The sequence below is a fragment of the Lysobacter korlensis genome, from assembly GCF_042434515.1.
The window spans coordinates 1-21,330 of sequence record NZ_JBHLTG010000019.1 but is presented as its reverse complement, the minus strand read 5'-3'; the positions used below and the strand labels follow the sequence as shown (position 1 = coordinate 21,330).

Below are 21,330 nucleotides of genomic sequence, written 5' to 3'. Positions count from 1 at the left end.
CGGCTCCCAGCGAGGATCAGCTTCCGCCGGGAAGGTCGTGGCTCCAGCCATCGCGGGGGACGGGGCGCTCCCGGACGAAGTCGTCGTGGAGTTGCGCACCGACGCGGAAGCGCTTCGTGCCGACGACGCGGAAGCCGCTCTTCTCGTAGAAGCGGTTCGCGCGGGCGTTGTGCTGGTTGACGCCGAGCCAGACGCCGGCCGCCCCTCGAGCGGCAGCCTCGGCGACGCTCCGCTCGACCAGCGCCGCCGCGATGCCACCGCCGTGCTGAGCAGGCAGCACATAGCACTTGCTGAGCTCGGCTGGAGGGCGCAGGGTGATCGCCGCGGCGACGTCCGGATCCGCGGGCTCACCGAGCACGAGCATCGTGTAGCCGACCGGAGCCGCGTCGAGCTCCGCGAGCAGCAGCACCCGCGCCGGGTCGGCGAGGTACCGGTCGAACCGCTCCCTCGAGAGGTTCGACGCCACGAAGTCGTCGATGTCGGCCTGCTTGGTGCCCGGCGGGCAGGCGAGGGCGAACGTCGCGGCCGCCACTTCGGCCAGCGCTCCGGCATCCGCCGCGCCGGCGATCCGCACCTGCATGCTCATCCTGTCCGACTCTTCTCCGCCTACCGGAACGACGAGGGGCCCGCCGCGGCAGCGACGAGCCCCTCGAGGATGAGACCTGCGATCAGAGGGCGTTGACGTCCAGCGGGATGCCTGGGCCGAAGGTCGTCGAGACGGCGCCCTTCTGGATGTAGCGGCCCTTGGAGCTGGAAGGCTTGGCACGCTGGATCTCGTCGAGCGCCGTGCGCATGTTCTCCTTCAGCTGGTCCTCGCTGAAGCCGGCCTTGCCCACGACGAAGTGCACGTTGGCGTGCTTGTCGACGCGGAACTCGATCTTCCCGCCCTTGATGTCGGAGACGGCCTTCGCCACGTCCGGGGTCACGGTGCCGGTCTTCGGGTTGGGCATGAGGCCGCGGGGACCGAGCACCTTGCCGAGACGGCCGACCTGGCCCATCAGCTCCGGGGTGGAGACAGCGGCGTCGAACGCGGTGTAGCCGTCGGCGACCTTCTGGATGAGCTCCGCGCCGCCGACCTCATCCGCACCCGCGGCGATGGCGGCCTCGGCGGCCGGACCGGTCGCGAATACCACGACGCGCGCGGTCTTGCCGGTGCCGTGCGGCAGGATGACGGTGCCGCGCACCATCTGGTCCGCCTTGCGCGGGTCGACGCCCAGCTTCAGCGCCACCTCGACGGTGGAGTCGAACTTCTTCGACCCGGTCTCCCTGGCGAGGACGAGCGCCTCGTCGGGGGTGTAGTACTTGCCGGCCTCGATCTTCTCGGCCGCGGCCCGGTAGGCCTTGCTCTTGACTGCCATGTTGATTCTCCTGATTCGAGTTCGCGGTTTGATGAGCCTGGCTGGCTCTCCCGCTATTGCCTCGCTGGTCGAGCAGGCGCGCAGCGCCGGATCGGAACCAGGTGGGCCGGGTGTTGAGAGTGTCGCTTAGGACGCGACGGTGATGCCCATGCTGCGAGCGGTGCCCGCGATGATCTTCTCGGCTGCCTCGACGTCGTTGGCGTTGAGGTCCACCTGCTTCTGCTCGGCGATCTCGCGAAGCGCCGCACGGGAGAGCACGCCCACCTTGGCGGTATGCGGGGTGGCCGACCCCTTGGCGACGCCGGCCGCCTTCTTGATGAGCTCCGCGGCAGGCGGGGTCTTCAGCACGAAGGTGAACGAGCGGTCCTCGTACACGGTGATCTCGACGGGGACGACGTTGCCGCGCTGCGCCTCGGTGGCCGCGTTGTACGCCTTGCAGAACTCCATGATGTTCACGCCGTGCTGACCGAGCGCCGGGCCGATGGGCGGGGCGGGGTTGGCGGCGCCGGCCTTGATCTGGAGTTTGATCAGACCGGTGACCTTCTTCTTCGGTGCCATTTCTTCTCTCTTTCGTTTCGAGCGTCCGCTTCCCGGACGTTCTCCCGCCTCCCCGGCTTCTCCGGGGCGCGGTGTCTGGAAAATTTCTAGAGCTTGGTGACCTGGTCGAAGCTGAGCTCGACCGGGGTCTCGCGCTCGAACAGCGACACGAGCACGGTGAGCTTGCCGCTCTCCGGCTTGATCTCGCTGATCGTGCCCGGAAGCCCCGCGAACGAGCCCTCCTTGATGGTGATCGTCTCGCCGACCTCGAAGTCGATCTCGGCTGGGATGACCCGAGCCTGCTGCTTGCCGCCCTTCGCGGCGCCGGCCTTGGCGGGCGCCTCCGTGACCTGCACGAGGCTCTTCAGCATGTTGAAGGCCTCCTCGAAGCGCAGCGGGGTCGGGTTGTGCGCGTTGCCCACGAAGCCGGTGACACCAGGGGTGTGGCGGACGACCGACCAGCTGTCCTCGTTCAGGTCCATGCGGACCAGCACGTAGCCGGGGATGCGCACGCGGTTGACGAGCTTCCGCTGGCCGTTCTTGATCTCGACCACGTCCTCCATCGGCACCTGGACCTCGAACACGAAGTCCTCCATGCCCATGGAGCCGCGGCGGCTCTCGATGTTCGACTTCACGCGCTTCTCGAAGCCTGCGTAGGAGTGGATCACGTACCACTTGCCGGGCTTTGAGCGGAGCTCCTTGCGGAACTGCTCATACGGATCGACCGGGGCGTCCTCTTCTGCCTCGTCGTTGGTGGCCACCTCACCGGCGAGCGCCTCATCGGCAGAGTCGACGTCGAGGGCGTCGTCGACGACGGCGTCCGCCTCGGGGTCGACGGCGGCGTCGAGCGCGTCGATCAGGTCGCGCACGTCGCTGGTGTCGTCCTCGCCGGCCTCATCGTCCGAGACGATGTGCAGGGCAGCGTGCTCGGCGGGCTCCACGGACTGGCGGTCCGCGGTGTAGACGTTGCCCTCCTGGGCCTCTTCGACCTCGGATCCCTGGTCGGCGGCGGTCGACAGGTCGATGTCGCGGCGCTCTTGATCAGACACAGTCACTTCTTTCGTTGGCTTCACATTGCTGCGCGGCTTCTGCCGCGAGATCGGTCCTACGGCGCGAAGGTGCCGTCGCCGAACACGAACGACACCAGCCAGGCGAAGACGTAGTCCAGGCCGGAGACGATCGCCATCATGATGACGACGAACACCAGCACGACACCCGTGTAGCTGAGCAGCTCCCTGCGGGTCGGTGTGACGACCTTCTTGAGCTCCCCGAGGACCTGCCGCAGGAAGAGGGCGACGCGCGCGAAGGGACTGCGGCGCGCCGCGCGTTCCTTCTTGGCGTTGGCGACGAGATCCTCACTGGGCTCGTCGATGACTTTCCTCGCCACTCATCAACCTTTCGACATCAATCCCGCCGGATGACGGGACTTGCAGGGCGGACAGGACTCGAACCTGCAACCTGCGGTTTTGGAGACCGCTGCTCTACCAATTGAGCCACCGCCCTCTGAGCGAACAATGCACGGCCACGTGCGCAATCCTGAAGCGCGGCGACCGGAGACGCGTGCTGAGCGGAAGGCGCGACGAAGCTTGGCAGAGTTCGACTACCGGATCCAGTGTACGGCATTGCAGAACGGCAGCAGTCGGAGCGCCATGGCCTCCGCTGGCTAGGCTGTTCTGGTGGCAGACTCGGCGCGCATTTCCCAGCGGATCGCATCCATCAGCGAATCGGCGACCCTGAAGGTCGACGCGAGGGCGAAGGCGCTGCAGGCCGCCGGCCGCCCGGTGATCAGCTATGCCGCCGGCGAGCCGGACTTCGCGACACCAGAGCACATCGTCGAGGCGGCGGTCGCCGCCGCGAAGGACCCGAGGAACCACCGTTACACCCCAGCGGCCGGGCTGCCGGAGCTGCGCGAGGCGATCGTGGCGAAGACCGCCCGCGACAGCGGCCTCGAGGTGCCGGCATCCCGCGTGATCGTGACCAACGGCGGCAAGCAGGCGGTGTACCAGTCCTTCGCGACCGTGCTCGACCGGGGCGACGAGGCGATCCTTCCCGCCCCGTACTGGACCACGTACCCCGAGGTGGTGCGCCTGGCGGGCGGCGTGCCGGTGGAGGTGTTCGCCGGCTCGGATCAGGACTACCTCGTCACCGTCGAGCAGCTGGAGGCGGCGCGGACGCCGCGCACGAAGGTGCTGCTGTTCGTGTCCCCCTCGAACCCGACCGGATCCGTCTACTCCCCGGAGCAGACGAAGGCGATCGGCGAGTGGGCGCTCGAGAACGGGATCTGGGTGATCACCGACGAGATCTACCAGAACCTCATCTACCCTTCGGCAGGCTCAGGGCAGGCCCCTCGACCCGCGATGTCGATCGTCGAGGCCGTGCCCGCCCTGGCTGACCAGACCATTCTGGTGAACGGGGTCGCGAAGACGTACGCGATGACCGGCTGGCGGCTCGGCTGGATGATCGGCCCGGACGACGCGATCAAGGCCGCCGCGAACCTGCAGTCGCACCTGAGCTCCAACGTGTCGAACATCTCGCAGCGGGCCGGGATCGCGGCGCTGACCGGTCCGCAGGACAGCGTCGAGCAGATGCGTCAGGCGTTCGACCGCCGCCGGAAGACGATCGTGGCGGAGCTGAACAAGATCCCCGGCGTCACCACGCCGACGCCGGAGGGCGCCTTCTACGTCTACCCGGACGTCACCGGCCTGCTGAACCGCGAGTGGGGCGGCGTCACGCCCACCACGTCGCTGGAGCTCGCCGACCTCATTCTCGAGCAGGCCGAGGTCGCCGCGGTGCCCGGCGAGGCGTTCGGTCCGAGCGGCTACCTGCGCCTCTCGTACGCCCTCGGCGATGAGCCGCTCCTCGAGGGCGTGCAGCGCCTGCAGCGCCTCTTCGGCAGCGTCTGACCCTCCGCCGAGTCGCGGAAAAGTCAGAGGAGCTTGCGCTCGAGGGCCCATGCCGTCAGCTCGTGGCGGGACGAGAGCTGAAGCTTCCGGAGCACCGCCGAGACGTGGGTCTCGACCGTCTTGATCGAGATGAAGAGCTGGGACGCGACCTCCTTGTAGGCGTAGCCGCGCGCGATGAGCCGCATCACCTCGCGCTCACGGGCGCTCAGCCGGTCGAGCTCGTCGCTCGACTCTGCCTGCTCCCCCGATACGGCTCCGAACGCATCCAGCACGAACCCGGCGAGCCGCGGCGAGAACACCGCGTCGCCGCTCGCGACGCTCTGCACCGCCTTCGCCACGTCCACCCCGGAGCTGCCCTTGGTGATGTAGCCGCGGGCGCCCGCGCGGATGACGCCGACCACGTCTTCTGCGGAGTCGGAGACGCTGAGCGCCAGGAAGCGGACGCGTCCGAGGTGCGCGGCGCTCCGGCGCACGACCTCCGCGCCGCCCCCGCCGGAGCCGCCCGGCAGGTGCACGTCGAGCAGCACCACCTCCGGCAGCAGCTCGCCGATCAGCCTGACCGCATCGTCGACATTCGCCGCTTCCCCGACCACCTCGATCCCGGATCCGAGATCCGCCTTCAGCCCGGAGCGGAAGATCGAGTGGTCATCGACGATCAGCACCCGCGTCATGAGCGTCCTCCCGTATCCAGGTGCAGGTGCACCTCGGTTCCAGTGTCCCCGCTTGTGACGGTCGCCACGCCGCCGGCTCGCGCCATCCTGCCGTGGATCGACTCACGGATGCCGAGCCGACCGGCCGGGACCGCAGCCTGGTCGAAGCCTGCACCGCGGTCGCGGACGAAGACGTCCACACCGGTCGGCGTGGACTCGAGGTAGACGGAGACGTCGCCGCCGGCGTGCCGGGCCGCGTTGAGCATGGCCTCGCGCGCGGCGCCGAGCAGCGCGGCGGTCGCCTCTGCAGGCAGCTCGCCGGCGGCTCCTGCCACGACCAGGTCGATCCGCACCGGGTGCTCCAGCTCGAGTGCGCCGGCGAGGCGCCGCAGTTCGGTGGCGAGGTCCCCGGCGAAGGGGTCGGTGCCGGCGAACAGCCAGTCGCGCAGCTCCCGCTCCTGGGCGCGAGCGAGTCGTGCGATCTCGCTTTGCGCGTCCGCGCGGTTCTGGATGAGCGCGAGGGTCTGCAGCACCGAGTCGTGCAGATGGGCGGCGATCTCCGCGCGCTGCTCCTCGCGCACCCGGGCAGACCGTTCGGTGATCAGGTCCGTCCACAGGCCGGCGATGCGCGGCAGGAGCAGCACGACCGCCCCCAGCACGATCATCACGACGGCGAGCACGGCGACGCCCACCCACGGATCGGAGATCAGCAGACCGACGCCTGTCGCGACCAGCACGACGGCGGCGCCCGTGCGCACGGTTCTCAGGTAGCCCGCACGCCGAGCCGCATCCTGGGTGTCGAGCAGGAACGTCCATGCGACCGCCGCGGAGCTCAACAGGGTGCACTCCAGGATTCCGGGGGTCAGCGATGCACCGCCGTCCGCGAAGCTCCAGGCCACGGCGATCAGCCCGGCGACCGCCCCGAGCACCACCGAGACGGCGGCGACGGGCGCCGCTCGGCGTACCGGGCGCTCGTCCTCACGCTCGGCGGACCGGTCCTCGAGTGGCACCAGCGCCCACAGCCAGAGGTACAGCAGCGCGCCCGCACCGCCGAAGACGGTGAGCACCAGGAAGCCGGCTCGCGCCAGCGGCAACGGCATGCCCACGTGCCGAGCGAGCGCCACCGACACCCCACCGAGCAGCATCCGGCGCGGTCGCCGCAGCGGCGGTCGCGCCGAGGCCGGTGGCTGCGCCTCGGCCCGCTGAGCTCCTGGAGGCGGGGTGGTCACGCTCCGATCAAAGCAGACCGGGGGTTTCCCGGCGGGCCCGGTCAGGGTCGGATCAGGGGTTCCCCTCATGGCGCCGAGTCCGCGGCGAGCGGGAGCATCGGAGCATGGCAACTCCTGCGGGCGACGACCCGACGACACAGCAGACCCTTCCGCCGGACGGAGGTCCCACGGCGCCCGGCGCGACCCCCGCTGCGCCGAGCGCACCGAGCGGCAACCGCTTCTTCGACTGGCTGCGGGGCCTCGGGCTCGTGCGCACCAGGGGATGGATCGGCGGCGTCGCCGCAGGCATCGGCGCGCGGCTCGGAATCGATCCGCTGCTCGTCCGCGGCATCCTGGTGGTGATCGCCGTGCTCGGCGGTCCCGTGGTGCTGCTCTACGCCGCCGCGTGGCTGCTGCTGCCGGACGAGCACGATGTGATCCACGCCGAGGAGCTCGGCCGGGGCCGGTTCAGCCCCGCGATCGCCGGCATCGGCACCCTCGTCCTGCTCTCGCTGCTGCCGCTCAACCAGGGCTTCTGGAACCTCGGAGCGCTGTACTGGGGCGCGCCGCAGGTGGACTTCCCGTTCGGGCGGCTGTTCTGGACCGCTGTGCTGATCGCCGCGGTCGTGCTGTTCGTGATCTGGGTGGCACGGCGCTCCAGCGACACGGCGACCCCGCCTGGGGCGCCGACGACCGCGACCACGGGCGACGCGCAGGCCGCGACGCCCACGGCGGCGAGCGCCGCCGACCGGACCTGGGCCGCCACCGCCCCCGCCGCGTTCGCCCCGCAGCCACCGCCTGCCGCGGCGTCCGCCGACGAGCTCGCCGCCTGGCGCGCGCAACAGGACGAGTGGCAGCGTCAGCGCGCGGCATGGGCCGCCGAGCAGAAGCGCACGGATCGTGAAGTGGCGCAGGCCGCGGCACGCGAGAAGGCCCGCCGGAACGCCGAGGCGGCGATCGAGCGTGCGCGGATCCGCAAGCTCACCCGCCCCCGCACGAGCGCCGCATTCGTCGGCATCGCGGTCGGCGCGGCGATCGTGGCCGGTGCCCTCGCCGCCCTGCTGGCCGGAACCGGGACCGGCGGCGATGCGACCGTCGGGTTCGCGGTCGCCCTGCTCGTGCTCGGTGCGGCGATCGTGCTGGCGGGTGCGCTGCGCAGGCGAAGCGCGTTCCTCTCGTTCCTGGGCTTCGTCGCGCTCGTCGCCCTGCTCGTCAGCCTGGTGGCACCGGGCGGCCGCCAGCTTCTCTTTCCCGGCTACTACGGCGTCGACACCACCCGGAGCGGCAGCTATGCCATGCCGGCCGGGGAGCTGAGCCTCTACGTGTGGGACGACGGGGACGACACCGTCGCGGAGGTGGACCTCTGGCAGGCCGCCGGCCAGGTCGACATCGCCATCACCGACGGCCAGACCGTGCGCGTGGATTTCGAGACCGACCGGCGCAGCGATGTCGTGCACACGGTGCAGGACCTCACGACCGGGGCTGAGTCCGATCGGGAGACGATCGCGACCACCCGCGACGGCCGACGGATCGAGGGCGCGTTGACCGCCGGCGCGCCGGGTGTCCCCGACGTCGTCGTCACCATCTGGCAGGGCGCCGGCTCGATCACCGTGCGCGAGCTCACGGAGACCGAGCAGTGACCGATCCGCAGCCCACCCGACCGCTTCCCTCTCAGCCCTCCGGCTTCAGCAGAACGGACTCCCCCATGACCGAGCCTCACACCCCGACCGACCCGGCAACCGAGCTGTTCGGCGCCCCGACCGCGACCCAGCCCGTCGGCAGCGCGGACCCCGCCCTGCTCGCGCGCCCCCGCATCCGGGTCGGGGCGATCGTCTGGGGTGTGCTGCTCTTCGCCATCGCGGCGCTCACCCTCTGGGTCACGACCGATCCCGCGCGGGAACGGGCATTCTCGAACTGGTTCGCGGGCCTCCCGGAAGGGGCCGCCGGGCTGCTGCTGCTGCTCGTCGTCGGTGCGCTCCTGCTGCTCTGGGGCGCGCTCGCCGCGATCCGCCGGTCGCAGGAGCGCGGGGTGCCGCGCCTGTAGACCTGAGAACGGCCGGGTTCGGCGAATCCGGGCTGCCGCGGCGGCCCGGATGCGCCGAACCTGGCCGCTTTCGTCGGGACGTTCGGCATCCACCGATCGGTGGAGGCGGAATACAACCGGACGGACGCTGTCGCGCGGCACGCCGCGGCGGGAGCATTGGGGCATGAACCAACCGATCGTGCGTGTGCGAGAGCTGCGCAAGTCCTACGGGAAGCTCCACGCTGTGGACGGCGTGACCTTCGACATCGAGCGCGGGGAGATCTTCGCGCTGCTCGGTCCGAACGGGGCCGGGAAATCCACGACCATCGAGATCCTGGAGGGCTACCGGCATCGCACCGGCGGCGAAGTCTCCGTGCTCGGAACCGACCCGGCCACAGCGGGCCTCGACTGGAAGACGAGGCTCGGCATCGTGCTGCAGTCGACCGGCGAGTCCGGCAGCGCCACGGTCAGGGAGCAGCTCGCGCACTTCGCCGCCCTCTACCCCGACCCGCGAGACGTGGACGAGGTGATCGCCGCGGTCGGGCTCGAGGAGAAGGCCAAGACGCTCATCCGCAAGCTGTCCGGTGGGCAGCGCCGCCGCGTCGATGTGGCGCTCGGCGTCATCGGCCGTCCGGAGCTGCTGTTCCTCGACGAGCCGACCACGGGGTTCGACCCGCAGGCGCGTCGCCAGTTCTGGGAGCTTGTGCGTTCCCTGAAGCGCGAGGGCACCACGATCGTCCTGACCACCCACTACCTCGACGAGGCGGCGCAGCTCGCCGACCGCGTCGGCGTGATCGCCGGCGGCCGCATGGTGGATGTCGGGGGCGTCGACGAGATCGGCGGCCGGGACGCGCGCGTGCCGGTCGTGCGCTGGCGGGAGAACGGGGAACGGCGTGAGCTCCGGACGGACCTGCCGGCCACGCACGTCGCACGGCTCGTCGCGGCCGGAGACGGCGTCGAGCCGGAGGGCGTGGAGATCGTGCGCCCCACCCTGGAGGACGTCTACCTCAGCCTCATCGCCCACACGACCGACGCCACCGACATCGGCGCACCGTCCGACTCATCCAGAGAGGAGGTAGCGGCATGAGCACCATGACCGCCCTCACCGCCACACGGGCCCGCCGCGGGGCCGCCTCCCCCGCCAGGGTGATCCGCCTCGGCATGCTGCGCATCGCCTACGAGGTGCGGTCGTACTTCCGCGTCGGGGACACCGTGTTCTTCACCTTCCTCTTCCCCGTGCTGATGCTGACCATCTTCTCGGTGGCGTTCGGCGACGCGGACTTCGGCCGGGACGCGAGCGGACAGACGCTGGGCGCCGCGGACTACTACCTTTCCGCGATGCTCGCCGCCGGCATCCTGTTGAGCGGTGTGCAGAATCTTGCGGTCGACATCGCAATGGAGAAGAGCGACGGCACCCTCAAACGGCTGGCCGGCTCACCGCTGCCGGTCGCGAGCTACTTCCTCGGCAAGATCGGCCAGGTGTTCGTGACCGCGGCACTGCAGGCGGCACTGATCCTGCTGCTCGCGGTCGTCGCATTCGGTGTGAGCCTGCCTTCCGACCCCGGCCGCTGGATCACGTTCGGCTGGGTGTTCGTGCTCGGCGTCGCGACGAGCGCCGTGCTCGGGATCGGGCTCAGCGGCCTGCCGCGATCCGGCAAGAGCGCAACGGCCGTCATCATCCCCATCGTGCTGATCCTGCAGTTCATCTCCGGCGTGTATCTGGTGTTCAGCCAGCTGCCGGAATGGCTGCAGAACGTCGCGTCCGTCTTCCCGCTGAAGTGGATGGCGCAGGGGATGCGGCACGTGTTCCTGCCGGACGGGTTCGCGGCGATGGAGCAGAGCGGCGACTGGAACCTGCCGGGCATCGCGATCGCGCTCTCCGTCTGGCTGGTGGCCGGGCTGATCGCCGCGCGGCTCACCTTCCGCTGGATCCGCAAGGACAGCTGACCACGCCCACGTCCCGGGCGGTCCCTCCGGGGGCCGCCCGGTGGCATGCGCCGACCGGATGCGAGAAGGTGTCGTCATGGAGTCCACGCGGGGTTGGAGCGCCGCCGTCGCGGCGGTCTGCACCGTGCTGCTCGCTATCGCCCTGCTCAGCGGGCGGGGAGCGGAGCGGACGCTCGGCGCCGCCACGGCGGTGGTGCTGTTCGGCGTCGCCTGGGTGATCTTCGGGCGCCGTGGCTGGAGCAGCCGCTCGGCGGCGCGCACCTTCGTAGTGGGGACGATCGTGCTCGCCGGGGTCGCGACATCGTTCATCCCCACGATGGCGATCATCCAGACGATCGGCTTCCCGCTGGTCTGGGTGCTGGCCGCGTCCGTGAAGTCCGCGCTGGTCGCCAACGTCGCATTCGCACTGTCTGTCGGGGTCGGCTTCCTGGTCAGCAACGGCACGTCCCCGGGATCGCTGACCGAGGCGGGACTGACCGTGGCCGTCTCTCTCGGCTTCAGCCTCGCCATGGGCCTCTGGATCAGCCGGATCGCCACCCTGAGCGAGGAGCGGCTCGCGCTGGTCGAGCAGCTCACCGCGGCGCAGCAGCAGCTCGATGCCCTCGGGCGCGAGGCCGGCGCGGTGGCTGAGCGTGAGCGGCTGGCCCGCGAGCTGCACGACACCATCGCGCAGGACCTCACCGCGCTTGTGATGCTCAGCCAGCGCGCACGGCGTGAGCTCACACCCGGCACCGATGCGGCTCGGGCCGAGACGCTGCGGCTGCTCGAGGACACCGCCCGCTCGACGCTCGCAGAGACGCGTGCCCTGGTCGCGGTGCACGCCAAGGTGGAGCTCCCGGAGGGCGGGATCCTGTCGGCGCTCGGGCGGCTCGCGGAGAACTTCGGGCGGGAGTCGGGCGTCGACGCTGCCTTGGAGGTGGAGGGCACGCTGCCGCGGCTTCCGCGGGACGCCGAAGTGGTGCTGCTGCGCTGCGCGCAGGAGGGACTCGCCAACGTGCGCAAACATGCAGGCGCGAGCCGGGTGCGATTGCGCATCTGGGCCGAAGCACACGAAGTGCGGCTCCAAGTGCGAGACGACGGTCGCGGCTTCGATCCGGCTCGGGCATCGGGCGGCTTCGGGCTGAGCGGGATGCGGGACCGGCTGGCGCTGGCGCAGGGGACGCTGGCGGTGGACAGCAGCGACGCGGGCACCACCCTCACCGTGATTCTGCCGATCGGAGTCCGCGCATGAACCCGGTGCGTCTGGTGGTCGCGGACGACCACCCGATTGTGCGGGCCGGCATCGTCGGGTTGCTGGAGGCCGCCGACGGCGTCGAGGTCGTGGCGCAGGCCGGCGACGGCGCCGAGGCGGTCGCGGCGGCCGTCGAGCATCGCCCCGACCTGGTGCTGCTCGATCTGCAGATGCCCCGCATGGACGGGGTGGAAGCCACCCGCCGCATCCTGGAGGCCGCCCCGGGCGTCCGGGTGCTCGTGCTCACCACCTACGAAAGCGACGAGAGCATCCTTGGCGCCATCGAGGCGGGCGCGAGCGGGTACCTGCTCAAGGCGGCGCCGGAGGAGGAGATCCTCGCCGGCATCCGCTCCGTGGCGGCCGGTGGCGTCGCGCTCGCCCCCCGGATGGCAGCGCTGCTGGTCTCCCGGGTGCAGGCGCCGTCCGCGCCGACGCTCAGTCCACGCGAGGCCGAGGTGCTCGAGCTCGTCGCCGAGGGACTGAGCAACCCGGCGATCGCGCGGCGGCTGTTCCTCTCGGATGCGACGGTGAAGACGCATCTGCTCCACGTCTTCGAGAAGCTCGAGGTGAGCGACCGGACTCGCGCCGTCACGCGTGCGATGGAACTGGGGCTGCTTCGCGCCCCTGGATCGCGCTAGACCTCGACGCCGACCAGCACCGGCTCGGGCTGCAGCGCAACGCCGAACCGGCCGAGCACCCTCGCACGGACGTACCGGGCGAGTTCCGCGACCTCCTCGGCGGTCGCCTCGCCGGTGTTCGTGAGCGCCAGCGTGTGCTTCGACGAGATGGCCGCGCGCGACCCGGGCAGCCGGAACCCTCGGCCAATCCCCGAATGCTCGATCAGCCAGGCGGCGCTGAGCTTGACCCTGGCCGGCTCGGTCGGCGCGGGAGCGGCCGGCTGCTCGCCGAGCGGCACGACGCGCGCCTCAGCCTGCGGCCCCAAAGGCCAGCGAGGCGCCTCCGACGGCAGCGCGAGCGCGAAGGACTCCGTCACGATCGGATTGGTGAAGAACGATCCAGCGCTGAAGGTGTCGGGGTCGCCGGGGTCGAGGACCATGCCCTTCGAGGCGCGCAGTGCGAGGACGGCGTCCCGCACCCGCTGCACCGGCACACGGTCGCCCGCCAGCGCGCCGAGCGCGGAGGCGAGCTGCGCGTAGCCGATCGGCCGGCTGAGCCCCTGCGCGTCGTCGAGCTCGACCTCGATCGCCAGCACGATGCCGCGACGACCGCGCTTCAGCGCCGACGTGCGATAGCCGAGGTCGATTGCCTCGGCGGGCAGCCGCTCGACTTCGCCGCTGAGGTAGTCGAGGAACTCGACGGCGACCAGGGTCTCCGCCAGCTCCTGCCCGTAGGCGCCGATGTTCTGCATCGGCGCGGCGCCGCACGAGCCGGGGATGCCGCTCAGCGCCTCCATGCCCGCGAGTCCCCGCTCAACCGTGTACGCGACGAGCACGTCCCAGGACTCCCCCGCCTCGACGCGCAGACGCACGACGCCCGGACGCGGTGAGGGCAGCTCCGCGATGCCGCGGGTCAGCACCCGCATCACGGCGCCGGGGAATCCCTCGTCGGCGACGAGCAGGTTGGAGCCGCCGCCGAGGACGAGCCACTCGTCGCCCGAGCCCCAGACCTCGAGGGCGGTCGAGACGAGCGTCTCCCGGTCGGCGAGCTCGACCAGCTCAGCGGCGGGGCCGCCGACGCGCAGGGTCGTGAGGTCGGACAGCGCCCGCACCGCGCTTCCGAACGTCATGCCAGGCTCACGCGCACCTGGGCCTTGCCGAGCACGGTGGCACCGCCGACCGTGACCGTCAGGTCGATGCGTGCGGCCGACTCCTCGATGGCTCCCACCTTCGCCACCACGAGCACGCTCTGTCCGCTGTCCGGGTCGACGACGACGGGCCGGGTGAAACGCACCTGATAGTCGAGGATGCGACCGGGGTCACCGTCCGCCCACTCGACGACCGGCTGCACGGCGAATCCCATGGTGAGCATCCCGTGGGCGAGCACTCCGGGCAGCCCGACCGCGGAGGCGACGTCGTCGCGGTAGTGGATCGGGTTGAAGTCCCCGGATGCGCCGGCGTAGCGCACCAGGGTGTCGCGCGTGATGCTGTAGGTGCGCTCGGCGACGATCTCGCCGACCGTCAGCTGCCCGCTCACTCGTCGCCCCGCACGACCAGCGTCGAGACGGCGGTCACCACGTGCGCTCCGGCCGCGTCGACGATGGTGGACTCGGCGGTGACCATGCTGTTGCCGCCGAGCGATTTCACGCCGGTCACCCGGAGGCGGGCGGTGAGCTCGTCGCCCGCGACGATCGGGCGGGTGAAAGCGAAGCGCTGGTCGCCGTGGACCACGCGCGAGAAGTCGATGCCCGCATCCGGCTCGGCCAGCAGCTGGGCCAGGGTGTGCTCCTGCACGACCACCGGGAACGTGGGCGGAGCCACCACGTCGGCGTAGCCGGCGGCCCGAGCGGCATCAGGGTCCAGACAGATCGGGCTGTCGGCCAGCACCGCCCTGGCGAACTCCCGGACCTTCTCTCGGCCGACGAGGTACGGGGCGGTCGGCGGGAACTCCCGCGAAACGAGATCCGGGTTCACTGGCACGCCGTCGAGTCTACGGCCGCGCCTCCCGGCGTCTCCCTTCATCCCCTGGGTGCGACGAAGCCCCGGGCCGTACGGCGCCGGGGCTTCGGGAAGTCGCTGACTGGTGCGTCAGCCGCCTACTGGCAGCTGTCGCACTGCAGAAGATCCATCGGGTCGACGGGCACTGCGTAGCCACCGACGGAGTCGTTGTCGTTGTCCATGATGGACCTCCCCACTGTTCTCAGCCCCGCGGTTCGGGGTGTGGTTCCACTATATATCCGGAATCACACTCGTGTCATTACCCAACATCTTGTGGTCCGGCGTGTCGCGGGATTCCCCCCGGACCGGATTCGAACGTAGCGCGAGCCACCGACATCGAGGCGGATCTTGAGGCACGGCGAGTCGGATCGGTACCGTGCCGCCATGAGCCTTCTCCGCGCGGCGCTCGCCGACCTCGGACTCGACGGTGCGCTCACCACCGAGGGGTTCGACCCGCTCAAGCGGCCCGTGCCGCTCGCCGCCGCACTTCCGGTGGGCCGGCTCGCGGAGGAGGCGGTGCGATTCGCGGACCTCGCCGCCCGGCACCTTGGCCTCCCGACGGCTCCCCTCGACGGAGCGCGGATCGCCACGTCGTTCACCAGCGAACGCGCGTTCCGCCTGGACGGCGAGGCGCCGGTGGCGTGGGCGCCGCTTTCCGGGTTCTGGCAGACGGCCGACGGCTGGATCCGCACGCACGCCAATTACCCGCACCACCGAGCCGCGATGCTGCGCGCGCTGGGGATCGCCGACGCGGAGGACGCGCTCGTCAAGGAGTCGGTGGCGCAGGCGCTTGCTTCCGCGCACGCACCCGAGGTGGAGGACGCCATCGCCGCGGCTGACGGTGTGGCTGCAGCGGTGCGCACCGCGGAGGAGTGGCGGGCGCATCCGCATGGCTCCACTGTCGCCGAGCAGCGCCTGCTCCGGGTCCTCGACCGGGCGGCCGGCGGTGTCGAGCGGCCCGCACTGCCGGAGGCCGGCATGCGCCGGCGCGCGAGCTCACGCCCCCTGGACGGAGTCCGCGTGCTCGACCTCACCCGGGTGCTGGCAGGTCCGATCTGCACGCGGACGCTCGCGCTGTGGGGCGCCGACGTCCTGCGGGTGGATCCGCCGTTCCTCCCGGAACCGGAATGGATCCACCTCGACACCGGACCCGGAAAGCGCTCGGCGCTGCTGGATCTCCGCACGGATCGGGTGCGGTTCGCGGAGCTGCTGGCGCACGCCGACGTGCTGGTGCACGGATATCGGCCCGGAGCCCTCGGCAGGCTGGGATTGGCTGAGCTCATCGGCGGCCGGCCGTCGCTGGTCGTCGCGTCGCTGACCGCGTGGGGTGCGGGTCCGTGGGGGAGCAGGCGCGGCTTCGACAGCATCGTGCAGGCGGCGAGCGGGATCGCGATGGCGGAGTCGCCGGATGGTGAGCGCCCCGGCGCACTTCCGGCACAAGCGCTCGATCACAGCGCCGGCTACCTGCTCGCCGGAGCGGTCGCGCACCTGCTGCTCCGGCGGAGCACGGCAGGCGGATCGTGGTCCGTGGAGACCTCGCTGGCGCGGATCGCGCACGAACTCCTCGCGATGCCGCGAGAGAGTGCGCAGCGGGAGAACCGGTACGAGCCCACGGTATCGATCGTTCAGACCGCGGTGGGGGCGGTGACGATGGCGCGCCCAGCGCTCGGCGCAGACGAGTACCGGGTCGGGCCTCGTCCCTTCGGTGCGGACGAGGCCGCCTGGGTCCCCATCCGGTTCTCGGGCGCCGCGGAGGGCTGACGCCCTACCGGTGAATCCTCAGCTGCCCCAGATGGCGCCGGCAAAAGAAGAGCGGGTGATCATGGAATGAACATCATGACCACCCGCTATACGGTTGCGGCCGATTCAACCCGAATGAACCGGCAACCCCCGACGGGATCTGGTGGTCCGACCCGAACGGACCAGCTGTCCCGCTGCACGGATCCGACTCCGCCCCCGGAGTAGGACCCGCCCGCCCGGAACCGAGTCCGCACGGAGTATTGAATTGTCTGATCCGGCCGGTCGTTTCCCGAACTCCCGTTGCCGTCTCACTACAGCTATCGACCGAGGTCCCGGAAAGGTTACGGGCTGGGCCGAAATTCCTGGATGTTTTTCCGCGGCCGATCTCGAACCCGTGGGAACCCGCGCGCCCTTCCCTCGTCGGGTTCGAGCTGCATCAAGTCAGGATCCGCTCTTCGTGCTTCCGGTCTCCCCGGCCGGCTTGGCGGGTGCTGCGTCGCTGTTGCCCGGCCCGGTTTCGTTGGACCCGGCCGCGTGCGCGGCGGCCCGGGAGTCGCCAGGGCCGCCGTTGCCCTTCGAGAACCGCGGATCGTCAACTGTCTCCGGGTTCTCGGCCCCCCGGTTCACCGCCCTCGCGTCCTCGGCCGGTCTCGGATCGTTTCCGGATTTCGGAGCCCAGTCTGATCCGGCGCCAGCGTTTCCCTTGCCATGCCCGTTGCCCAGATGGCCCGGGCCGGCCGCCTTTCCGCTGTTCCCGGGAGCAGGTGCGCCCGAATCGCCGGTGCTGTCGCGCGGGCCTGGTCTGTCGATCACCGGTTCCGGCTCGACCGCGAGCGGAGCGTCCATACCATCCGCGTTCCCGCGATCGGTCTCGGTGCCCTCGCTTTCGGCGCTCTCGGTGTCGGTGCCATCGGTGTCGGTGCCATCGACGGGAGTCCCCGCATCGTCGGTCACCCCGCCGTGCGCACCATCGGCACCCGACGGAGCCGGCTCGCTCAGCAGCTGCTCCGCCTGCGCCACGGTCGCGACGACGGCATCGAAGACCTGCTGCGCTACCGGCGGCAGAGCGGCGGCGATTCCGACGCCCGCGGCGCTCGCGCTCACCGCACCAGCACCGAGCGCGAGCTGCGCGGCGACACCCAGGCCGGTGAACCACCCGAGCGCTCGCTTGGCCTTCGCCTTCACCGGCCGCTGGGTCAGCACATTCGTCCTTGCCACCTCGCATGCGGGTACTTCCGGACCTCTCGCCGCGGAGACCCATGCCAGGCGATCGAGATCGAGCCGAGCAGCCAGCGCAGCGGACGGTCGCGGGGGCGCGTCGAACGAGGCCAACCGGAGGGCGCCGACCACGGCCGCCACCTGGAGGAGGTCCTCGCGGTCCTCGGGCACGTGTCCGTCCAGCAGCGCCGCAGCGTGCGCGTCGGTGATCCGGTGGTCTCTCATCTCACTCCCGCTATCGCGTCAGCGGGCCGCAGGGGTACGGGTCGGATCAAGTCTTCTTCGAAGCGCCTCGAGACCACGTCGCTGCAGCGCCTTCACGGCGCCCGGGTTCTTGCCGACGACGTCGGCGATCTGCTCGATCGTCAGGTCGCCGAAGATCCGCAGTGAGAGGACGTTGCGCTGATCGATGGGCAGCTCCTCGATGAGGGCACGCGCGCGCTCCTCCCCCATCCGGCCGAGCGCCTCCTGCTCTGCGCTCTCGGTGCAGCGGGTGTCCGTTTCGGCCGTCCACTCCACAACCGTTCCGCGGCGGGCGCGCTTGCGCAGCTCGTCGACCAGGCGACGGTACGCGATGGTGAACACGAAGGAGCGGAAAGCGGACTCGTCGCCTTCGAATTCCGCGATCGAATCGAACACAGCGAGAAAGACGTCGCTCGTCAGGTCCTCTGGCTCGGAAGAACCCTTCGATCTCAGGAATCCGGTGACCGCAGGCGCGAACTGCAGCCAGAGGTCGCTGAGCGCCCAGGACGCCCCCGCCTGGGCCGCAACGAGCACGGCGGGAAACGTCTCCCCCCGTAGGCCAGCCCCCAAGATGGTCATCAGAGCACCAGTATTCGGGAAGCACTCCGAACGCCGCGCCCCCAAACCTGGGGTATCGGTCAGCGCTCACAGCCGCGGCGAGCCGCAGCTCGACGGATGCGGAGCCGTCCCAGAATTGGCTATCGCTGCGCCCTACACCCACTCCCTGGGAGTCACCTCCACACGGAGGCGCGGTGCTCATCGCTCCAGCACATCAACACAACAGGGGGACGCATGGCGAAGCCACGCTTGCTCGGGGGTTTTCTCTCGCTCGTACTCGTATCCGCACTGGTGTCGGTTCCGGGGGTCGCGAATGCGGCCGCACCGTTCGACTCAGCGCCGACGCCTGCCATCACCGGCGAGGCGGTCGTGGGGGGATCGCTGACGGCCGATCCGGGAGCTTGGTCACCTGAACCGACCGCTCTCGGCTACCAGTGGCTGCGCGACGGCGAACCGATCGCCGAAGCGACCGCAGACGACTACACCCTGACCGCCGCCGACCTCGGCGCCCAGGTGGCCGTCGAAGTCACGGCATCGCTGGAGGGCTACGACACCACCACGCTGTCGTCGAGCACTGTGGGACCGGTCACCGCCGGGGCCTTCACCTCGGCACCGATCCCGCTCGTCGTCGGCACGCTGCTCACGGACAGGACGCTCACGGTGAATGCGGGCACCTGGGCTCCGGCGGCCGCCCTGTCCTATCAATGGCTCCGGAACGGCAATCCGATCAGCGGGGCGGTCGGCACCAGCTACCAGCTCACCAGCGCGGATACGGCGCAGTCCATCGCCGTCGCGGTCACCGGCGTGCGCGCCGGGTACACGACGGCGACTCGCACCTCTGCCTCCGCCGTCGTCGGGAAGGCATCGTTCACCACGAAGCCCGTCCCGAAGATCACCGGCACCGCGAAGCTCGCGCAGACGCTCACCGCCGTTCCCGGCACCTGGGCGCCGTCCGCAGCCGTCACATACGTGTGGAAGCGTGACGGGATCACGATTCCGGGAGCCACGGCCCGCACCTACAAGCTGACCACCGCTGACGTGAACCGCCGGATGACCGTCACCGTCACGGCAGCACGGCCGGGCTACACGTCGGTGAGTCTCACCTCCGCCAAGACGGCCACCGTGACCGGACACGCCTTCACCTACTCCCCCGCGCCCAAGGTGAGCGGCACCCGCGCCGTCGGGCGTCTGCTCAGTGCGAGCACCGCGACCTGGTCGCCCATGCCGTCGACCGTCGGCTACCAGTGGCTGCGAAACGGTGTCGCGATCCCCGGCGCCACCGGGAAGACGTACCGGCTCCAGGCCGCGGACCTCGGCAAGTACGTGACCGTCAAGGTGACGGCGGGGCGCACCGGCTACACGACGACCTCCCGCACTGCCTCGCAGGGCACCGCGGTCGTCCGCGGCACGCTTTCCGCGCCGACGCCGGCGATTTCCGGAACGCCGCGCGCGGGCGCCACGCTCACGGCCGCCACGGGTACCTGGAGCCCCAGTGGAGTGCAGATCACCTACCAGTGGCTGCGCAACGGCGTGAAGATCACCGGCGCGACCAGCAAGACGTATCGGCTGACCTCGGCAGACCTCGGCAAGACCATCAAGGTCTCCGTCCGCGGTACCAAGTCCGGCTTCACGACGCTGACGAAGACGTCCAAGTCGACCGTCGTCATCACGATCACGAAGCGGATCGCAGGGGACGGCTCGTACCAGATCGGCACGAACCTTGCCGCCGGCACCTACGCGACGTCGACCGCGACCAGATTCTGCTACTGGGAGCGCGTGTCCGGATGGAGCGGCAGCTTCGACGACATCATCGCGAATGACCTCGGCGCAGGCCAGCGCATCGTGACGGTGTATCCCAGCGACGTCGGCCTCGTGACGGAAGGGTGCGGTTCCTGGGTGAAGCTGAGTGACCTGGGCGTCGCGCCGAGGAGCTCCGTGGCTGCGGAGGCTGTCGTCGCCGTCAATGCCCAGGTGCGGCCCGGCCTCTACCAGGCGAATGACGGCAGCGACGGCTGTTACTGGGCGAGGCTGTCCGGATTCTCGGGTCTGCTCGACGACATCACGGACAACTACTACGGCGAAAGCGCTCGGCCGATCGTCCGGATCTTCTCGACCGACAAGGGATTCGAGACATCGAACTGCGGTGGCTGGGTGCGGATCGGCAGTTAGCAGGGTCGCAAGGAGGTGCGAAGGGGCCGCGGAGACGCGGCCCCTTCGTTCTCCCGGCGGGACGTACGACCTGTCGCCGGACGTCATGTGGGAGTACGGTTCGCCCCATGAGCGTGGAATCGACGGGAACCGCAATGGGTGCCGGCATCGCGCCGGTCAGACGGTCTGGTAAGCGCACGCTCGGGGTGATCGCGGTTCTCCTCGCCGTGGTCTGCGCCCCGTTGCCCTACCTCCCGAACCTGCTGTACGCGGCAGGGGTCGACTCCGGCGCAGGTACGCCGGCGGGGTCGAACCTCTTCAACATCGCATACCTCGTGCACCTGGCCGGGATGGTGGGGGCGCTGGTCCTGGGCATCATCGCGACCGTCACCCGCCGCGGACGAGCTTGGGGAATCGCCGCGATCGTGATCAGCGTGCTGTTCGGCCAGATGCTGCTGGGCTCCTTGGTCGCGGCTGCGCTCTACAACTTCATGCCGGTGCCCACGGGCTGACGAGCGGCCGCAGGGGTTTGGGCGACCCACACGCGGTCGACGCGACGTCTGGCTCCGCCCTCTTTCGATGCCGACCGGTTCAGCCGGTGATGCTTCCGGCGGGAAGTCGTTCGTGGTGGGCTTTCAGTTCGTCGTCGAATGCGGCTTGCGATTCGCCGTAGAGGTCGTCGGGGATCCGGTCGGGGTTGTCGGGTGGTGGCTCGTCGTGTTCGGGGAGCGCTTGCCGTATGGCGTCGTCGAAGTGGGGTGCACCGCGCATTCTGACGGCGGGTTCGTTGATGTAGTGCTCGCCCAGTGGGGTGGTCCATTCCAGGGTGCCGAACCGGTCCAGGTGCCGGTAGCTCCACCCGGTGAGGGTTTTCAGCTTGTGGTGCTTCACACAGAGATGGGCGAGGTTGTCGAACGCGGTGGGCCCGTGGTCTTTGGCGCGTTCCAGGGT

At 70.3% G+C, this 21,330-nt stretch carries 23 protein-coding genes and 1 tRNA gene; 10 read left to right on the top strand and 14 right to left on the bottom strand.

Features of this window, described 5'->3' with window-relative positions:
* Nucleotides 1-16: 16 nt before the first annotated feature.
* From ACFFGH_RS33755 to ACFFGH_RS33730, 6 genes are all read right to left on the bottom strand, one after another.
* Entirely contained in the window at nucleotides 17-586 is a 570-nt protein-coding gene (locus ACFFGH_RS33755; RefSeq protein ID WP_386677220.1) for a GNAT family N-acetyltransferase, read from the bottom strand.
* A gap of 82 nt (nucleotides 587-668) precedes the next feature.
* Nucleotides 669-1,358, bottom strand: coding sequence for a 50S ribosomal protein L1 (gene rplA, locus ACFFGH_RS33750; RefSeq protein WP_386677218.1), 690 nt, complete (start codon nucleotides 1,356-1,358; stop codon nucleotides 669-671).
* Nucleotides 1,359-1,484: 126 nt separating this feature from the next.
* Nucleotides 1,485-1,916, bottom strand: a complete 432-nt coding sequence (rplK, locus tag ACFFGH_RS33745) for a 50S ribosomal protein L11 (protein ID WP_386677216.1) — start codon at nucleotides 1,914-1,916, stop codon at nucleotides 1,485-1,487.
* Between the two features lie 86 nt (nucleotides 1,917-2,002).
* On the bottom strand, nucleotides 2,003-2,944 hold the full coding sequence (gene nusG, locus ACFFGH_RS33740; protein ID WP_386677214.1) for a transcription termination/antitermination protein NusG: 942 nt from the start codon (nucleotides 2,942-2,944) through the stop codon (nucleotides 2,003-2,005).
* Nucleotides 2,945-3,000: 56 nt separating this feature from the next.
* On the bottom strand, nucleotides 3,001-3,282 hold the full coding sequence (secE, locus tag ACFFGH_RS33735) for a preprotein translocase subunit SecE (RefSeq protein WP_386677212.1): 282 nt from the start codon (nucleotides 3,280-3,282) through the stop codon (nucleotides 3,001-3,003).
* Between the two features lie 43 nt (nucleotides 3,283-3,325).
* Nucleotides 3,326-3,398 (bottom strand) — tRNA-Trp (locus ACFFGH_RS33730).
* A 173-nt stretch (nucleotides 3,399-3,571) separates the two neighbouring features.
* Here ACFFGH_RS33730 and ACFFGH_RS33725 point away from each other — a divergent pair.
* Nucleotides 3,572-4,798, top strand: coding sequence for a pyridoxal phosphate-dependent aminotransferase (locus ACFFGH_RS33725; RefSeq protein ID WP_386677209.1), 1,227 nt, complete (start codon nucleotides 3,572-3,574; stop codon nucleotides 4,796-4,798).
* Nucleotides 4,799-4,821: 23 nt separating this feature from the next.
* Here the strand turns inward: ACFFGH_RS33725 and ACFFGH_RS33720 are convergent, their stop codons facing one another.
* Nucleotides 4,822-5,469, bottom strand: coding sequence for a LuxR C-terminal-related transcriptional regulator (locus ACFFGH_RS33720; protein WP_386677207.1), 648 nt, complete (start codon nucleotides 5,467-5,469; stop codon nucleotides 4,822-4,824).
* Entirely contained in the window at nucleotides 5,466-6,677 is a 1,212-nt protein-coding gene (locus ACFFGH_RS33715) for a sensor histidine kinase (protein WP_386677205.1), read from the bottom strand. The genes ACFFGH_RS33720 and ACFFGH_RS33715 overlap by 4 nt, the downstream gene beginning before the upstream one ends.
* A gap of 104 nt (nucleotides 6,678-6,781) precedes the next feature.
* On the opposite strand from ACFFGH_RS33715, the gene ACFFGH_RS33710 reads away from it, so the two are divergent.
* The 6 genes from ACFFGH_RS33710 to ACFFGH_RS33685 all read left to right on the top strand — a co-directional run bounded on the left by ACFFGH_RS33710 (nucleotide 6,782) and on the right by ACFFGH_RS33685 (nucleotide 12,495).
* On the top strand, nucleotides 6,782-8,296 hold the full coding sequence (locus ACFFGH_RS33710; protein ID WP_386677203.1) for a PspC domain-containing protein: 1,515 nt from the start codon (nucleotides 6,782-6,784) through the stop codon (nucleotides 8,294-8,296).
* 65 nt (nucleotides 8,297-8,361) lie between these two features.
* Nucleotides 8,362-8,700, top strand: a complete 339-nt coding sequence (locus tag ACFFGH_RS33705) for a hypothetical protein (protein ID WP_386677201.1) — start codon at nucleotides 8,362-8,364, stop codon at nucleotides 8,698-8,700.
* 163 nt (nucleotides 8,701-8,863) lie between these two features.
* Complete coding sequence (locus ACFFGH_RS33700) at nucleotides 8,864-9,766, top strand: ABC transporter ATP-binding protein (protein ID WP_386677199.1); 903 nt, start codon at nucleotides 8,864-8,866, stop codon at nucleotides 9,764-9,766.
* Nucleotides 9,763-10,626, top strand: coding sequence for an ABC transporter permease (locus ACFFGH_RS33695; RefSeq protein WP_386677197.1), 864 nt, complete (start codon nucleotides 9,763-9,765; stop codon nucleotides 10,624-10,626). The genes ACFFGH_RS33700 and ACFFGH_RS33695 overlap by 4 nt, the downstream gene beginning before the upstream one ends.
* A 76-nt stretch (nucleotides 10,627-10,702) precedes the next feature.
* Nucleotides 10,703-11,857, top strand: coding sequence for a sensor histidine kinase (locus tag ACFFGH_RS33690; protein ID WP_386677195.1), 1,155 nt, complete (start codon nucleotides 10,703-10,705; stop codon nucleotides 11,855-11,857).
* Nucleotides 11,854-12,495, top strand: a complete 642-nt coding sequence (locus ACFFGH_RS33685; protein WP_386677193.1) for a response regulator — start codon at nucleotides 11,854-11,856, stop codon at nucleotides 12,493-12,495. The genes ACFFGH_RS33690 and ACFFGH_RS33685 overlap by 4 nt, the downstream gene beginning before the upstream one ends.
* Here the strand turns inward: ACFFGH_RS33685 and ACFFGH_RS33680 are convergent.
* The 3 genes from ACFFGH_RS33680 to ACFFGH_RS33670 are packed head-to-tail and all read right to left on the bottom strand — an operon-like array spanning nucleotide 12,492 to nucleotide 14,454.
* A complete protein-coding gene (locus ACFFGH_RS33680) occupies nucleotides 12,492-13,604 on the bottom strand; it encodes a UDP-N-acetylmuramate dehydrogenase (protein WP_386677191.1) in 1,113 nt (370 codons plus the stop codon). The genes ACFFGH_RS33685 and ACFFGH_RS33680 overlap by 4 nt on opposite strands.
* Nucleotides 13,601-14,011 carry a MaoC/PaaZ C-terminal domain-containing protein gene (locus ACFFGH_RS33675; RefSeq protein WP_386677189.1) on the bottom strand — a complete coding sequence of 137 codons (411 nt, stop codon included), beginning with the start codon at nucleotides 14,009-14,011 and terminating at the stop codon, nucleotides 13,601-13,603. Before ACFFGH_RS33675 ends, ACFFGH_RS33680 begins: the two co-directional genes overlap by 4 nt.
* Complete coding sequence (locus ACFFGH_RS33670) at nucleotides 14,008-14,454, bottom strand: FAS1-like dehydratase domain-containing protein (protein ID WP_386677187.1); 447 nt, start codon at nucleotides 14,452-14,454, stop codon at nucleotides 14,008-14,010. The genes ACFFGH_RS33675 and ACFFGH_RS33670 overlap by 4 nt, the downstream gene beginning before the upstream one ends.
* Nucleotides 14,455-14,856: 402 nt before the next feature.
* Here ACFFGH_RS33670 and ACFFGH_RS33665 point away from each other — a divergent pair, with 402 nt between their 5' ends.
* Nucleotides 14,857-16,233, top strand: a complete 1,377-nt coding sequence (locus ACFFGH_RS33665; RefSeq protein WP_386677185.1) for a CoA transferase — start codon at nucleotides 14,857-14,859, stop codon at nucleotides 16,231-16,233.
* Between the two features lie 420 nt (nucleotides 16,234-16,653).
* Here the strand turns inward: ACFFGH_RS33665 and ACFFGH_RS33660 are convergent, their stop codons facing one another.
* On the bottom strand, nucleotides 16,654-17,655 hold the full coding sequence (locus ACFFGH_RS33660; RefSeq protein WP_386677184.1) for a hypothetical protein: 1,002 nt from the start codon (nucleotides 17,653-17,655) through the stop codon (nucleotides 16,654-16,656).
* 18 nt (nucleotides 17,656-17,673) lie between these two features.
* The gene (locus ACFFGH_RS33655) at nucleotides 17,674-18,252 is read right to left on the bottom strand and encodes an RNA polymerase sigma factor (RefSeq protein WP_386677182.1); all 579 of its coding nucleotides are present in this window, start codon (nucleotides 18,250-18,252) and stop codon (nucleotides 17,674-17,676) included.
* Between the two features lie 213 nt (nucleotides 18,253-18,465).
* Here ACFFGH_RS33655 and ACFFGH_RS33650 point away from each other — a divergent pair, with 213 nt between their 5' ends.
* Nucleotides 18,466-20,400, top strand: coding sequence for an Rv1352/Rv1906c domain-containing protein (locus ACFFGH_RS33650; protein ID WP_386677181.1), 1,935 nt, complete (start codon nucleotides 18,466-18,468; stop codon nucleotides 20,398-20,400).
* Nucleotides 20,401-20,507: 107 nt separating this feature from the next.
* Nucleotides 20,508-20,891, top strand: a complete 384-nt coding sequence (locus ACFFGH_RS33645) for a hypothetical protein (RefSeq protein WP_386677180.1) — start codon at nucleotides 20,508-20,510, stop codon at nucleotides 20,889-20,891.
* 79 nt (nucleotides 20,892-20,970) lie between these two features.
* On the opposite strand, the gene ACFFGH_RS33640 is transcribed toward ACFFGH_RS33645, so the two are convergent.
* Nucleotides 20,971-21,330: hypothetical protein (locus tag ACFFGH_RS33640; protein WP_386677179.1), on the bottom strand; the 360-nt coding region annotated here is incomplete at its 5' end.